The 13,424-nt window shown below is 65.7% G+C and carries 15 protein-coding genes and 1 pseudogene; 13 read left to right on the top strand and 3 right to left on the bottom strand.

The genetic code is table 11. The features are described 5' to 3' along the window. The first annotated feature begins 24 nt into the window (after positions 1–24). Positions 25–552: a DUF2059 domain-containing protein gene (locus tag LRS08_RS01045; RefSeq protein WP_257845283.1), complete on the top strand. Its 528-nt coding sequence runs from the start codon at positions 25–27 to the stop codon at positions 550–552. 210 nt (positions 553–762) lie between these two features. On the opposite strand, the gene LRS08_RS01040 is transcribed toward LRS08_RS01045, so the two are convergent. Beyond that, on the bottom strand, positions 763–1,671 hold the full coding sequence (locus LRS08_RS01040) for an NAD(P)/FAD-dependent oxidoreductase (protein ID WP_257845284.1): 909 nt from the start codon (positions 1,669–1,671) through the stop codon (positions 763–765). Between the two features lie 44 nt (positions 1,672–1,715). Between LRS08_RS01040 and trmD the strand changes: the two genes are divergently transcribed. From trmD to ybaL, 4 genes are all read left to right on the top strand, one after another. Further along, complete coding sequence (gene trmD, locus LRS08_RS01035; RefSeq protein ID WP_257845285.1) at positions 1,716–2,444, top strand: tRNA (guanosine(37)-N1)-methyltransferase TrmD; 729 nt, start codon at positions 1,716–1,718, stop codon at positions 2,442–2,444. A gap of 2 nt (positions 2,445–2,446) precedes the next feature. After that, positions 2,447–2,839 (top strand): 50S ribosomal protein L19, encoded by a 393-nt coding sequence (rplS, locus tag LRS08_RS01030; protein WP_257845286.1) that lies wholly within the window; start codon positions 2,447–2,449, stop codon positions 2,837–2,839. Between the two features lie 145 nt (positions 2,840–2,984). Continuing rightward, positions 2,985–3,320 (top strand): hypothetical protein, encoded by a 336-nt coding sequence (locus tag LRS08_RS01025; protein WP_257845287.1) that lies wholly within the window; start codon positions 2,985–2,987, stop codon positions 3,318–3,320. A 213-nt stretch (positions 3,321–3,533) separates the two neighbouring features. Continuing rightward, positions 3,534–5,174 carry a YbaL family putative K(+) efflux transporter gene (gene ybaL / locus LRS08_RS01020; RefSeq protein WP_257845288.1) on the top strand — a complete coding sequence of 547 codons (1,641 nt, stop codon included), beginning with the start codon at positions 3,534–3,536 and terminating at the stop codon, positions 5,172–5,174. Positions 5,175–5,210: 36 nt separating this feature from the next. Here ybaL and LRS08_RS01015 read toward each other — a convergent pair whose 3' ends face one another. Next, positions 5,211–5,585: a VOC family protein gene (locus LRS08_RS01015; protein ID WP_257845289.1), complete on the bottom strand. Its 375-nt coding sequence runs from the start codon at positions 5,583–5,585 to the stop codon at positions 5,211–5,213. A gap of 73 nt (positions 5,586–5,658) precedes the next feature. Between LRS08_RS01015 and soxR the strand changes: the two genes are divergently transcribed. The 3 genes and pseudogenes from soxR (at position 5,659) to LRS08_RS01000 (ending at position 9,117) form a co-directional block, all read left to right on the top strand. Beyond that, positions 5,659–6,114, top strand: coding sequence for a redox-sensitive transcriptional activator SoxR (gene soxR / locus LRS08_RS01010; protein ID WP_260481231.1), 456 nt, complete (start codon positions 5,659–5,661; stop codon positions 6,112–6,114). Further along, on the top strand, positions 6,111–6,842 hold the full coding sequence (locus LRS08_RS01005; protein WP_260481230.1) for a polysaccharide deacetylase family protein: 732 nt from the start codon (positions 6,111–6,113) through the stop codon (positions 6,840–6,842). The genes soxR and LRS08_RS01005 overlap by 4 nt, the downstream gene beginning before the upstream one ends. 36 nt (positions 6,843–6,878) lie before the next feature. Then, positions 6,879–9,117, top strand: a pseudogene (locus tag LRS08_RS01000) (DPP IV N-terminal domain-containing protein). Between the two features lie 23 nt (positions 9,118–9,140). Here the strand turns inward: LRS08_RS01000 and LRS08_RS00995 are convergent. Further along, positions 9,141–9,767 carry a hypothetical protein gene (locus LRS08_RS00995; RefSeq protein ID WP_260481229.1) on the bottom strand — a complete coding sequence of 209 codons (627 nt, stop codon included), beginning with the start codon at positions 9,765–9,767 and terminating at the stop codon, positions 9,141–9,143. A gap of 232 nt (positions 9,768–9,999) precedes the next feature. Between LRS08_RS00995 and LRS08_RS00990 the strand changes: the two genes are divergently transcribed. The 5 genes from LRS08_RS00990 to LRS08_RS00970 all read left to right on the top strand — a co-directional run bounded on the left by LRS08_RS00990 (position 10,000) and on the right by LRS08_RS00970 (position 13,259). After that, complete coding sequence (locus tag LRS08_RS00990) at positions 10,000–10,509, top strand: DUF418 domain-containing protein (RefSeq protein ID WP_260481228.1); 510 nt, start codon at positions 10,000–10,002, stop codon at positions 10,507–10,509. Beyond that, complete coding sequence (locus LRS08_RS00985) at positions 10,506–11,018, top strand: SRPBCC domain-containing protein (RefSeq protein ID WP_257845292.1); 513 nt, start codon at positions 10,506–10,508, stop codon at positions 11,016–11,018. The genes LRS08_RS00990 and LRS08_RS00985 overlap by 4 nt, the downstream gene beginning before the upstream one ends. A 255-nt stretch (positions 11,019–11,273) precedes the next feature. Beyond that, positions 11,274–11,642: a 30S ribosomal protein S13 gene (rpsM, locus tag LRS08_RS00980; RefSeq protein WP_224920749.1), complete on the top strand. Its 369-nt coding sequence runs from the start codon at positions 11,274–11,276 to the stop codon at positions 11,640–11,642. A gap of 58 nt (positions 11,643–11,700) precedes the next feature. After that, a complete protein-coding gene (rpsK, locus tag LRS08_RS00975; protein ID WP_257845293.1) occupies positions 11,701–12,090 on the top strand; it encodes a 30S ribosomal protein S11 in 390 nt (129 codons plus the stop codon). Positions 12,091–12,197: 107 nt separating this feature from the next. After that, positions 12,198–13,259 (top strand): DNA-directed RNA polymerase subunit alpha, encoded by a 1,062-nt coding sequence (locus LRS08_RS00970; RefSeq protein WP_257845294.1) that lies wholly within the window; start codon positions 12,198–12,200, stop codon positions 13,257–13,259. Positions 13,260–13,424 lie beyond the last annotated feature (165 nt).

The raw sequence follows: 13,424 nt of genomic DNA, 5'->3' as shown, positions 1-13,424 counted from the left end.
CCGGTTCCAGTCCACAGTCCCGGAATGAGCGCACTTCTTTTCGGCTTGGCATCCCTATTGAGCATAGCAGCGACTGACGAACCGGGGCGGCAGTCGGCTCCTTCGCAAACGGCTCCTGCCGTACAAATCGAAACTCCCCCAAGCGCGACCAAGCTCGCCCTGATCAAGCGGTTTCTGAAGGCCATAGGTCGCCAACACCAACTCGATAGCGGGAGCTTTCTTGAGCGTTACGCCATACCGGGCGGAGTGATGTGGCCCGTGAAGGCAGGTGCCCTGCCAGCAGAAGACTTACTGGGTGGCTTTGAGCGCCGAATGTCAGCGCTCAAGAAAGCCTATGAAAGGCATCGTTCGACCTATCAAAAGGCCTACGAGGACCATGTGAACTGGGAGTTTACAGAGGACGAGTTAGTCAAGATCGTTGACTTCTTGGAAAGCCCGGTCGGGCAACATTACCTTGACGGTCGTTGGCGGATGGAAGCGTATACGGACACAAATACCGAGGACCTTGAGCAAGAGATTGTAGCAGAAGCCCAAGCCAGCTTGGCAAATTAGCGATGGCAGCTTCCCACCCATTTCTCGCCCTAACACCGGCTCGGTCGGTTTCCACAATAGCGCTTTCCTACAAGTCCCGATCCGGCATATCTAAACGGTCCGATGCCGAATCTGGACACTTCTCCCAGCTTTCAGTCCCGCCGCGCCACCCCGCCCAAAGCTGACAGAATCGCGCGCGTTGCCCGTAACTTTGTCAGCTTTCGCCGCGCGCTACCGCCAAATCGCCCGCTGTTCACTCAGCATATTCCGGATCGTCGTCGACGCGACCCCGGCCTGACCCATCGCGTTGCTGATCTGGTCCAGCCCCTTCACCACATCGCCCGCCGCGAACAGGCCGGGGATGCTGGTGCGCTGGTGGTCGTCCACCTCGAGGCATCCGTCCTCGGTCGCTGCCGCGCCCGCCGCGACGGCAAGGTCGGAGCGGATGCGCGATCCCAGCGCAGGGTAAATGCTGTCGAACGTCATACGCCCCGCCGCCGTATCGAGTGCGATCCGCTCACCCTCGATCGCATAGCCGCCGCACGGACCGTCGATCCGGCCGATCCCTGCCTCCTCCAGCGCCGCGACACACGGATCGTCCAGCCGATGCTCCACATCCGGCGCGATCAGCGTGACGTCGCGGGTAAAGCCGCGCAGGAACAGCGCCTCGCGCATCCCATGGTCCCCGGTACCGATCACGCCCACGCGCTTGTCGGTCACCTCGTAACCGTCGCACACCGGGCAATAGCGCAGCAGCCCGCGCGCCAGCGCCGGATCATGCACCGCATCCGCCATCCCCTCTGGCCGGTGATTGACCACCCCGGTCGCCAGCAGCACCGACCGCGCCTCGAACCGCCGTTGGCCCGCATGAACGACAAAGCCGTCCGCGACGGGCTCGACCCGCGTCACCTTGGCCGGCTCGCGCACCGCGCCGAACCGCTCGGCCTGCGCCAGCATCGCCCGCAACAGCTCGACCCCCTCGATCCCCTCGGGGTAGCCGGCATGGTTGTGCGTGCGCGGGATCAGCGCTGCGCGGCTCGACCCGCAATCGAACAGCCGGATCGACAGGTGATAGCGCGCCAGATAGATCGCGGCCGTCAGTCCGGCCGGCCCCGCGCCGACGATGATGCAATCTTCCATGCCCGCTCCCTTGCCAATTGGCGTTCAAGCGGCGAACAGGCGCGATGACCTTTGCCGCTACCGTCCTAACGCTTTACCCGGATATGTTTCCCGGCCCGCTCGGTGCGTCGATCGCCGGACGCGCGCTGAACGAGGGGAAGTGGAGCCTCGACACTGTCCAGATCCGCGACTTCGCGACCGACAAGCACCGCACGGTGGACGATACGCCGGCCGGGGGCGGGGCGGGGATGGTGCTCAAGCCCGATATCCTCGCCGCAGCATGTGACAGCGTCGGTTACGACCGCCCGATGCTGGCGATGACCCCGCGCGGCGCGCCGCTGACGCAGGACCGCGTGCGCGCGCTCGCTGCTGGTCCCGGCGTGTCGATCCTGTGCGGACGGTTCGAGGGGTTCGACGAGCGGCTGTTCGACGCGCGCCCGATCGAGCAGGTGTCGATCGGCGACTATGTGCTGTCGGGCGGAGAGATGGGCGCGCTGGTCCTTCTCGATGCTTGCATTCGGCTGCTTCCCGGCGTAATGGGCGCGCCTTCCAGCGGAGTCGAGGAAAGCTTCGAAAGCGGCCTCCTCGAATATCCGCAATTTACCCGACCCGTCGAATGGGAAGGGCGCACGATCCCGCAAGTGCTGCGATCGGGGGATCATGCGCGGATCAACGCCTGGCGAAAGCAACAGGCCGAGACCGATACACGGCTAAGGAGGCCGGATCTTTGGGAGCGCCATGAGGGCGCTCGGGTCCATCCTCCCTCTGGCGCGCGGCAACAGAAGGACGAATGAGCATGAACCTCATCCAGCAGATCGAGGCCGAGAACGTCGCGAAGTTCCTGGCCGACAAGAAGATCCCCGAATTCCGTCCCGGCGACACGCTGAAGGTCGGCGTGAAGGTCGTCGAAGGCGAGCGCACCCGCGTTCAGAACTATGAAGGCGTCTGCATCGCCCGCGCCAACAAGGGCATGGGCAGCAACTTCACCGTTCGCAAGATTTCGTTCGGTGAGGGCGTCGAGCGCGTTTTCCCGCTCTATTCGCCGAATATCGACAGCATCGAAGTCGTCCGTCGCGGCGTGGTGCGTCGTGCGAAGCTCTATTATCTGCGCGGCCGCACCGGCAAGTCGGCGCGTATCGCCGAGCGCCGCGACCCGCGTCCGTCGAAGGACGTTGCCGCCGCCGAGTAATCGGCTTCCGGCAGGAACAAGCGCGGGGCGCGGAGGCAAAAGCTTCCGCGCCCCGTTTGATTCTGCGGCACGCCACACTAAGTTGAAGCTGTGACAGCCCGCATGATCCCCCCTCGGCTCCCATGACGCCCGACCGGTTCGGGCCATGGCGCTGTGGATCGCGCTGCTCGTCGCGCTGGCCTCCTCGCTGCTCAGCAGCGGTCTGCCCCGCACCATTGCTTACGGCTCGGCCTTCAACCCCGCGACGACCTCGGTCGCGCTCAAACCGATCCGCCCCGCGTCGCGTATCATGGCGGAGACGCCGCGCCGCGACGATGGACCCGCCGCCGGGGCGAGCGATCTTGCAACCCCCGCGCTGGCGACCGCACCGATCCCGCCGATCAAGACCGATCGCGCGCCGATCGTCACCGTGCTTGCCACGCTTTCGCTTCACCCGCACCCCGTCCTCGACGGTAGCCCGCGCGGCCCCCCACAGGTCTGACACGCCACCCTTTCGCCGGCCACGGCGTCATCGGGAGTTTTGTCATGGACCAGAAGAAGAAGCGGCCACCCTGGTGGTTCGCGCCGGTCGTCTGGGGTGGAGTCGCGGCGAGTGCCGCCGCCGCCGCCCTGGTGATCGGCGGGACACAGGGATAGCCGCACCGCCCGGACCGCTCGCTGCGGTCCGGGTAATAACAGGGACGACCGCCAGCCTATGCACCACACCCCCCTCATCGCCACGATCGTCGCGGGCCTCGTCATTGCCTTCATCATGGGGTCGATCGCCCACAAGCTGAAGGTTTCGCCGATCGCGGGCTATCTGCTCGCCGGGATCATGGTCGGGCCTTTTACGCCCGGCTTCGTCGCCGATGGAAACCTCGCCGCCGAACTCGCCGAGATCGGCGTCATCCTGCTGATGTTCGGCGTCGGGTTGCACTTCTCGCTGCGTGACTTGCTCGCTGTGCGCAAGATCGCGGTTCCGGGAGCGATCGTGCAGATCGCTTCGGCGGTGCTGATGGGGATGGGCCTTGCCTGGGCATTGGGCTGGGACCCGCTGGCGGGTTTCGTGTTCGGCCTGGCGCTGTCCGTCGCCAGCACCGTGGTGCTGCTGCGCGGGCTTCAGGGGTTCGGCATCGTCGACACCGAACGCGGGCGGATCGCCGTCGGCTGGCTGATCGTGGAGGATCTGGTGATGGTCCTCGCGCTCGTCCTGCTCCCTGTGCTGGCGGAGATCATGAAGAGCGACGGTCCGATGACGTGGAGTTCGGTGCTCGTCCCGCTCGCGCAGATCTCGTTCAAGGTGACCGGCTTCCTCGTCGTCATGCTGCTCGTCGCGCGCCGCCTCATCCCGATGGCGCTGCACTGGGTGGTGCATACCGGGTCGCGGGAGCTGTTCCGCCTTGCCGTGCTGGCGATCGCGCTGGGTGTCGCGTTCGGCGCGGCGGTAGTGTTCGACGTGTCGTTTGCGCTGGGCGCCTTTTTCGCGGGCATGATCCTGGGCGAAACTCCGCTCAGCCGACAGGCGACCGAAGAGACGCTGCCGCTGCGCGATGCGTTCGCGGTGCTGTTCTTCGTCTCTGTCGGCATGTTGTTCAACCCGGCGGTGATCGTCGAGCAGCCGCTGCCGCTGATCGCCACCGTGCTGATCATCGTGATCGGCAAGTCGCTCGCCGCATATGGCATCGTCCGTATGCTCGGCCGATCGCACCGCATCGCGATCACTGCGGCGGCCAGCCTGGCGCAGATCGGCGAATTCTCGTTCATCCTCGCCAGTCTCGGCACCAATCTTGAAATCCTGCCGCCCGCTGGCCGCGACCTGATCCTGGCCGGGGCGCTGCTCTCGATCCTCGCCAATCCGTTCATCTTCAACTGGTTCGTGCCGCGTCGGCAGGAAAAGACCGACCCGATCGAGCCGCCCGCAGACACCGGCGACCGCACCGACCATGTCGTGCTGGTCGGCTATGGCCGGGTGGGCAAGCTGATCGCGCGCGACCTGCTGGCGAAGCGGCGCCCGTTCATCCTGATCGAGGATCAGGCCGACATGGCCAATGCGGCGAAGGAGGCTGGACTGGACGTGGTGCGCGGCAACGCGGTCGATCCGGAAGCGCTGAAGGCCGCAGGCGTCGATCGCGCGAACGCGCTGCTGATCGCGATTCCCGAGGGGTTCGAGGGGGGCGCCGTGGTCGAAGCGGTGCTCGCCCTCAATCCGACCATCGCCATCGTCGCCCGCGCCCATTCGGATGCGGAACTCGCGCATCTCGAAGCCAAGGGCGCGGGTGACGTGGTGGTCGGCGAGCGCGAGATCGCCACCCGCATGCTGAGCCTGTGCGCGCGGCCGCTGAAGCGCCCGGCATAGGCAACCGATCCTCCTCCTTCCGGGTGGGAGAATCGGTCAGCCATAGGAGACGATCTCGAACTCGATTCCGTCGAAATCGAGGAAGTAGAAGCGCCGCCCCGGATCATAGTCGTCGTGCCCGAACGGCTTGAGTCCGGCGGCGGCGACCTTGGTCTCTACCGCGTCCAGGTCGTCGACTACGAAGCCGACATGGTTGAGCGGTTGGCCCTTGGGGTAGCGGCGCTCGGCATCGACCGGCGGTGCGTAGAGCGCAAGGTAGAAGCGGTCGTCGCCGACATGGATCGACGTGCCGCCGTCGCGTGCGGCGCCCTGCCAGCGGATGTGCCAGCCGAACAGATGCTGGATCAGCTTCGCAGTGCGCTGCGGGCTGGTGACGGTGAGGTTGGCGTGTTCGATAAAGGTCGTGGGCATCGCGATTCCTTTGCGGTTTGCGTGAGTGCCCGACCCCGCTACAACCTCAACTTAAGTTGAGGTCAAACGGAAAATGCGCGGCAACGAACTGCTCACCATCGGCGAACTGGCAACCCGCACCGGGCTCAGTGTCTCCGCCATCCGCTTCTATGAGGCAAAGGGGCTGGTCGCGCCGATCCGCACCAGCGGCAATCAGCGCCGCTTCCTCCGCTCCGACATCCGCCGCCTGTCCTTCGCGTTGATCGCCCAGAGACTGGGGCTGACGATTGAGGAGATCGGCGCGGAACTCAGCCGCCTTCCGCATGGCCGCACCCCGACGCTCGCCGACTGGAACCGCATCAGCCGTCATTTCCGCGCCGAGATCGACCGCCGCATCGCGCTGCTCGAACGGACGCGCGACAAGCTCGATACGTGCATCGGCTGCGGCTGCCTGTCGCTGCGCAAATGCGGGCTGTACAACCCCGCCGACAAGGCGGGGGCGGAGGGGGCGGGGCCGCGCTATGTACTGAGCGGGGAGGCCGTGGAATGAAGCGTCGAAGGCTGATCATCGCAGGCGCGACCGTCGCGCTGCTGCTCGTCGCCGCCTGGGGGCTCAGGGCGGCGATGCAGGCGCGGTGCTGGGCGTTCGGCGCACCGGTCACCTGTCGCGTCGCCACGCAGGACAAGATCGTCGCGCTCAGCTTTGACGACGGGCCGACCCGCGCTGGGCTCGATGCGGTCCTCCCGGTGCTCGCCGCGCACGGCGCACGCGCGACCTTCTTCGTCATCGGTGCGGAAGCGGAAGCCTATCCCGAGGGGCTGCGGCGGATCGCGGCGGCGGGGCATGAGATCGGCAACCACAGCCTGCATCACCGCCGCATGATCTCGCCTTTTTCCGCCACCTATCGCGACGAGATCGCCCGCACCGACCGCGTGGTGGAGTCCGCCGGGGCGCCGCGCCCGAAGCTGTTCCGCCCGCCCTATGGCGTCAAGTTCACCGGTCTGGCCGGAGCGCTCGACGGCAAGACGATCGCGATGTGGGATTTCGAGGAGCCGGTCGCGCGTCCCGGTGGCGCGCGCGCCTATGCCGATGCGGTGATCGCGGCGGCGCGGCCGGGGTCGATCATCCTGATCCACCCGATGTATGCCAGCCGCAGCGTCGAGCGCGAAGCGCTCCCGCTGGTGCTGGCCGGGCTCAAGGCACGCGGCTTCCGCATCGTCGGCGTGAGCGAACTGGTTGCGCGCGACACTTTACCTGCCCGCACGGAAGCCCGATAGGCGTGCGGACAATCGAAACAATGGACGGGTTGCAGGATGTGGAAAGCGGCGTTGGGTGCGATGGCATTGTTGTCGGCGGGGGTGGCTATGCCCGTTGAGGCGCAGCACGTGGCGAGCGGCGACCTGACGCTCGAACGGGTCTTCGCCAGCCCCGATCTCGCCGGTACGACGCCGCGCGCGCTGCGCCTCTCGCCCGACGGCACGCTGGTGACCGTGCTGCGCAACCGCCCCGACGACAATCAGCGCTTCGACCTGTGGGCGATGGACACCGCGACCGGCGAATGGCGGATGCTGGTCGACAGCCTCAAGCTCGGCACCGGCGCGGAACTGTCCGAAGCCGAAAAGATGCAGCGCGAACGCGCGCGGATCGGCGGGAGCAAGGGCATCGTCGCCTATGACTGGGCGCCCGATGGCAAGGCGATCCTCGTGCCCCTCGACGGCGACCTCTATCTCGCCACGCTCGACGGCAATGTTCGCCGCCTGACCGCGACCGAGGGCGGCGAACTGAACCCGGTGATCAGCCCGCGCGGTGGCTTTGCGAGCTTCGTCCGCGACCAGAACCTCGTCGTCCTCGACCTCGCGACCGGCAAGGAGGCCAAGGCGACCACCGAGGGGAAGGGGACCGTCTATTTCGGCGAGGCCGAGTTCGTCGCGCAGGAGGAAATGGGCCGCCGCACCGGTTACTGGTGGTCGCCAGACGACAGGCGCATCGCGGTCCAGCGCTTCGACGAAAGCCCGGTCGGCATCGTCAGCCGCGCCGCGATCGGTGCGGAGGGCACCAAGATCTACGACCAGCGCTACCCCAAGGCGGGCACCGCGAATGTGCTGGTCGACCTCTATGTCATGAACCCTAACGGCTCCGGCCGGGTCAAGGTCGATCTCGGCACCGAAACCGACATCTACCTCGCCCGCGTCGACTGGACGCCCGATGGCAAGACGTTGCTGGTCCAGCGCCAGAACCGCGCCCAGACCGTGCTCGACATGCTCGCGGTCGATCCCGCCACCGGCGCGTCGCGCGTGCTGTTCAGCGAGAAGTCGGGCGAACGCAGCTGGGTCAACCTTTCCGACGCCTATCACCCGATGAAGGACGGCAGCCTGATCTGGTGGTCCGAACGCGACGGCCACGGCCATCTCTACCGCTTCAAATCAGGCAAGTGGACGCAGCTGACCAAAGGCGATTGGGAAGTCGCCGATATCGTCGGGATCGACGAGAAGAGCGGGCGCATCACCTTCACCGGCAACAAGGACGGCGTGCTCGAACGCCACCTTTACACGGTGAACCTGAACAAGCCTGGCACGGTCACCCGCATCACCGAACCCGGCTGGTGGCATGGTGCCAGCGCCGATGGCAGCGCCAGCCGGATCATCCTCACCCGTTCCAAGAGCGACCAGCCCGCGCAGGTGATGCTGACCGACGCTGCGGGCAAGCGCCTCGCCTGGGTCAACGAGAACAAGGTCGCCGGGGATCACCCCCTACGCCCCCTATCTCGCCAGCCATCAGCAAAAGCAGTTCGGCACGATCAAGGCGGCGGACGGCACCGTCCTGCACTGGGAAATGATCACGCCGAAGCTGGAGCCGGGCAAGAAATACCCCGTCTTCTTCCATCACTATGGCGGCCCGCATTCGCAACAGGTGAGCCGCGCCTGGGGCGGCGCGCTCCAGCAGTATCTCGTCGATCGCGGCTATATCTGGTTCGTCCTCGACAATCGCGGCGCGGCCAATCGCGGCAAGGCGTTCGAGGATCACCTGTTCCAGGCGATGGGCGGGGTCGAGGTCGAGGACCAGCTTGCCGGCGCGGCCTATCTCAGGGGCCTCGATTTCGTCGATGCCAACCGCATAGCCACCTATGGCTGGTCCTATGGCGGATACATGACGCTCAAGATGCTCCAGGCCGCGCCCGGCACCTTCGCCGCAGGCATCTCCGGCGCCCCGGTCAGCAAATGGGAGCTGTACGACACCCATTATACCGAGCGCTACATGGGCGATCCGCGTCAGGTTCAGGCCGCCTATGACAAGGCCAACACCGTCGCCGACGCCACGAAGATCACCGATCCCCTGCTGCTGATTCACGGCATGGCCGACGACAATGTCGTGCTGGAGCATTCGACGGTGATGATGGCGAAGATGCAGGGCGCGGCGGTGCCGTTCGAAACGATGCTCTATCCCGGCCAGACCCACCGCGTCGCCGGTCCCGGCATCAGCGTGCATCTGTGGACCACCATCCTCAACTTCCTCGACCGCCACATGGGCAAGGATGCGCCGCCCGCGAAATGATTTGACCGGCCATCGCCCCCGCATCACCCTCGCGCCTCGACGGGGAGCGGGGGCGAGTCGTGTCGGATAATGCAACGGTAGCACCGGTCGCGGGCCGCGCGCGGATCGAGATTCTCGACGTGCTGCGCGGGCTCGCGATCCTGCTGATCTTCTACATGAACATCAGTTTTCAGGCGTCGTCGGTCAGCGCGCTGTTCGGGGACTTCCGCACGATTGGCTGGACCCCCGCCGATCGCACCACCTGGATCGGCCTCCAGACCTTTCTGGAGGGAACGCAGCGCGGCGTGCTCGAACTGTTGTTCGGCGCGGGGTTCATGGTGCTGACGGCCAAGGCGATGACCCCGGACGGACCGGTCGCGGTCGCCGACCTGTTCATGCGCCGCACCCTGTGGCTGCTGGTGTTCGGCCTGCTCAACATCTTCGTCGTGCTGTGGGTGGGGGACATACTCCTGACCTATGCGCTCGCCTCGCTGTTCCTCTTCCCCTTCCGCCTGCTCGGCCCCCGGCTGCTGCTCGCGCTCGGCTGCCTGTTCGCGCTGTTCACTGCAGTGACGGGCGCAATCGAGTATAGCGGGCGCACCTCGCTGGTCGCACGGGTCGAGGCGGCACAGGCGCAACAGGCAACCGGTGCGCAGCTGTCCGCCGACCACAAGGCCGCGCTTGGCGAGTGGCAGAAGAAGCTCGACCGCTTCAAGCCGACGGCCGAGACGAAGAAGGAGCTGGAGAAGGAGCGGACCGCCTATTCGGGCGGCTGGCTGCCCTATGCTCAATATATGTGGAACAGCTGGACCAGCTTCTTCATCGGCAAGGGGCTGCTCTACGTCATGGTGGTCGAGGCGTTCTGCGTGATGCTGATCGGCATCGCGCTGTGGAAATGGGGGGGTGATCCAGGGGCAGCGGAGCACCCGCTTCTACGCGGTCCTGCTCGCGCTCACTTACAGCTTCGGCCTCACCGCGCGCTATGTCGGCGCGCTCGAAATCAGCAGCTTCGCGCCCTATCCCAAGACGATCTGGATCACGACGGAGTTCGCCCGGATCGCGACCAGCATCGGCCATGTCGCGTTGATCAACCTGCTGTTCAAAACAGGCATCGGCCAGCGCATCCTGTCGCCGTTCAAGGCGTGCGGACGCACGGCCTTTTCGCTCTACTTCCTGCAACAGATCATCGGGCTGCACATCCTGTTCGCGCCCTATGGCCTTGGCCTATGGGGCAAGTACGGCTGGGCGACGCAATTCTGGATCGCGACCGGGGTGATCGCCTTGTGCGTAGTGGTCGCCAATCTATGGGTGCTGCGCTTCGCCAACGGCCCGCTCGAATGGGCGTGGCGCAGCCTGGCTTATGTGAAACGGCAGCCGTTCCTGCGGCGGCCGGATGAAGGAGTGGTGGCATGAAACCGATCATTGCGGCAGCGCTGATGCTGGGTGCGGCCCCGGCCGTGGCAGAGGTGACCAAGACCGACCCCGCCGGCTTCGTCTCGACCCACAAGCTCGTCATCGCCGCCCCGCCAGAAAAAGTGTGGGACACGATCGCCAAACCGTCGCTGTGGTGGAGCAAGGACCACAGCTACACCGGCGACGCCGCCAATTTGTCGATCGACCCCCGGCCCGGCGGCTGTTGGTGCGAAAGGATGCCGGGCGGCGCGGTCGAGCATGCCCGCACCCTCTATGCCGATCGCGGCAAGGTGTTCCGTTTCTCCGGCGCGTTCGGCCCGTTGCAATCGGGCGCGGTCAACGCGACGATGACCTTTGCGCTCAAGGCGGAGGGGCAGGGGACGGCGCTGACCGTCACCTATGTCGCGGGCGGCTATCACCCCAATGGGATCGAGAGTTTCGCGAAGGTGGTCGATCAGGTGATCGGCGCGCAGATGCCGGGGCTGAAGGCTGCGGCCGAGCGCAACTGACCGGTCCGACAATGAGACGGTCGGGGGATGCGCGCGCTTGGCCGGGTCGCGAAATTGGTGTATGCCATTCCAACCAGAAATTCCCCGGACCCGGCGCTTGACAGTGCGGGCTGCGGTGAATATGTCGCGCATCTTCCGAAACACCGGTGAACGGCAGCGTGCTTGCATGTCTGTCGCGCGCTTGCGTTCCGGGTCAACGCTACGAGATGGGGCATGCTGCCATGCACGCCCTGTGGAGCTGGGAGAACCTATTTCATGGCACGTATTGCGGGCGTTAACTTGCCCACCAACAAGCGCGTTCTGATCGCGCTTCAGTATATCCACGGCATCGGCCCGGCAAAGGCGAAGCAGATCACCGAAAAGCTCGGCATCACGCTTGAGCGCCGCGTGCAGGACCTGACCGATCAGGAAGTGCTGCAGATCCGCGAAACCATCGACGCCGACCACACGGTCGAGGGTGACCTGCGTCGCGAAACCGCGATGAACATCAAGCGCCTGATGGACCTTGCCTGCTATCGCGGCCTGCGTCATCGCAAGGGGCTGCCGGTTCGCGGCCAGCGCACGCACACCAACGCCCGCACCCGCAAGGGCAAGGCGAAGCCGATCGCTGGCAAGAAGAAGTAAGCCGCTGGGCCGCCTCACCGCGGCCCGCCTGCTTCGATTTTCGAAGGATTACTGAATAATGGCACAAGCACCGCAGCGTCTTCGCCGTCGCGAACGCAAGAACATCACCGCCGGCGTCGCCCATGTGAACGCCAGCTTCAACAACACCATGATCACGATCACGGACGCCCAGGGCAACGCGATCAGCTGGTCGTCGGCCGGCATGATGGGCTTCAAGGGCTCGCGCAAGTCGACGCCTTACGCCGCGCAGGTCGCTGCCGAGGACGCGGGCCGCAAGGCCGCCGAGCACGGCGTCCGCACGCTCGAGGTCGAGGTGAAGGGTCCGGGTTCGGGCCGCGAGAGCGCCCTTCGCGCCCTTCAGTCGGTTGGTTTCCAGATCACGTCGATCCGCGACGTGACCTCGATCCCGCATAACGGCGTTCGCCCCAGCAAGCGCCGCCGCGTCTGATTTACCTTTCCGCTTCGCCTGCGGGTCCGGGGTGCCGGATCCGGGGCGGGGCGGCTCTCTCTACTGGCAGGATGCACCCCCCATCCTGCCCAACCTTGGGGAAGCCTGTGTCTGTCAATGCAAAGAACTGGCAGGAACTTAAGAAGCCGAACGGCCTTGAGAAAAAGGGCGGTGACGGCAAGCGGAAGGCGACCTTCGTCGCCGAACCGCTGGAGCGCGGCTTCGGCCTGACGCTCGGCAACGCGCTGCGCCGCGTGCTGCTCTCGTCGCTCCAGGGCGCTGCGGTGACCTCGATCAAGATCGAGAATGTTCTGCACGAGTTCAGCTCGCTCGCCGGCGTGCGTGAGGACGTGACCGATCTCGTTCTCAACGTGAAGCAGATCGCGCTGCGCATGCAGGGCGAAGGTGCCAAGCGCCTTCAGCTGAGCGCCACCGGCCCGGCCGAAGTCAAGGCTGGCGACATCGCCGTGTCGGGCGACATCGAAGTGATGAACCCCGAACTGGTGCTGTGCCATCTCGACGACGGCGCGACGCTGAACATGGAACTGATCGCCGACACCGGTAAGGGCTATGTTCCCGCCAGTGCCAACCGCCCGGCGGATGCGCCGATCGGTCTGATCCCGGTCGACGCGCTCTACTCGCCCGTCCGTCAGGTCAGCTACAAGGTCGAGAACACCCGCGTCGGCCAGGAACTCGACTATGACAAGCTGAGCCTGTCGATCGAGACCGACGGCACCGTGACCCCGGAAGACGCGCTCGCCTATGCCGCGCGCATCCTTCAGGACCAGCTGGCGCTGTTCGTCCACTTCGACGATTCGGCCATCACCCGCAGCGCACCGGTCGGCGTCGCCGCACAGTCGTCTGCGTCGGAAAGCGGCAGCGACACCGCGACGATCAACCGCTACCTGCTCAAGAAGGTGGACGAGCTCGAGCTGTCGGTCCGTTCGGCCAACTGCCTCAAGAACGACAACATCATCTATATCGGCGATCTGGTCCAGAAGACCGAAGCCGAGATGCTGCGCACCCCGAATTTCGGCCGCAAGTCGCTGAACGAAATCAAGGAAGTGCTGTCGTCCATGGGCCTGCGCCTCGGCATGGAAATCCCGGGCTGGCCGCCTGAGAATATCGAAGAGATGGCCAAGAAGCTCGAGCAGGAGATCATGGGGTAAGGAGCTTCGGCTCCTCACCCAGCCGTCACCCCGGCGAAAGCCGGGGTCTCGTGCGGCAGGGGACAACCTCATGGAGATCCCGGCTTTCGCCGGGATGACGGATTGATTGGTGGCTCACCGTCCCACCGGGTCCGGGGTACCTGATACGGCCCCCGAACGAACCGA

It is taken from the genome of Sphingomonas sp. J315, assembly GCF_024666595.1.
Taxonomy (GTDB): domain Bacteria; phylum Pseudomonadota; class Alphaproteobacteria; order Sphingomonadales; family Sphingomonadaceae; genus Sphingomonas.
Note: the sequence above shows the minus strand (reverse complement) of the source record. Positions and strands in the feature narration are given on the sequence as shown.

Coding starts and splice junctions, on each gene's coding strand:
- rpsK (WP_257845293.1), top strand. CDS start 11,701: ATGGCACAAGCACCGCAGCGTCTTCGCCGTCGCGAACGCAAGAACATC.
- LRS08_RS01040 (WP_257845284.1), bottom strand. CDS start 1,671: ATGGAAGATTGCATCATCGTCGGCGCGGGGCCGGCCGGACTGACGGCC.
- LRS08_RS01045 (WP_257845283.1), top strand. CDS start 25: ATGAGCGCACTTCTTTTCGGCTTGGCATCCCTATTGAGCATAGCAGCG.
- rpsM (WP_224920749.1), top strand. CDS start 11,274: ATGGCACGTATTGCGGGCGTTAACTTGCCCACCAACAAGCGCGTTCTG.
- LRS08_RS01005 (WP_260481230.1), top strand. CDS start 6,111: ATGAAGCGTCGAAGGCTGATCATCGCAGGCGCGACCGTCGCGCTGCTG.
- soxR (WP_260481231.1), top strand. CDS start 5,659: ATGCGCGGCAACGAACTGCTCACCATCGGCGAACTGGCAACCCGCACC.
- rplS (WP_257845286.1), top strand. CDS start 2,447: ATGAACCTCATCCAGCAGATCGAGGCCGAGAACGTCGCGAAGTTCCTG.
- trmD (WP_257845285.1), top strand. CDS start 1,716: ATGACCTTTGCCGCTACCGTCCTAACGCTTTACCCGGATATGTTTCCC.
- LRS08_RS01015 (WP_257845289.1), bottom strand. CDS start 5,585: ATGCCCACGACCTTTATCGAACACGCCAACCTCACCGTCACCAGCCCG.
- LRS08_RS01025 (WP_257845287.1), top strand. CDS start 2,985: ATGGCGCTGTGGATCGCGCTGCTCGTCGCGCTGGCCTCCTCGCTGCTC.
- ybaL (WP_257845288.1), top strand. CDS start 3,534: ATGCACCACACCCCCCTCATCGCCACGATCGTCGCGGGCCTCGTCATT.
- LRS08_RS00985 (WP_257845292.1), top strand. CDS start 10,506: ATGAAACCGATCATTGCGGCAGCGCTGATGCTGGGTGCGGCCCCGGCC.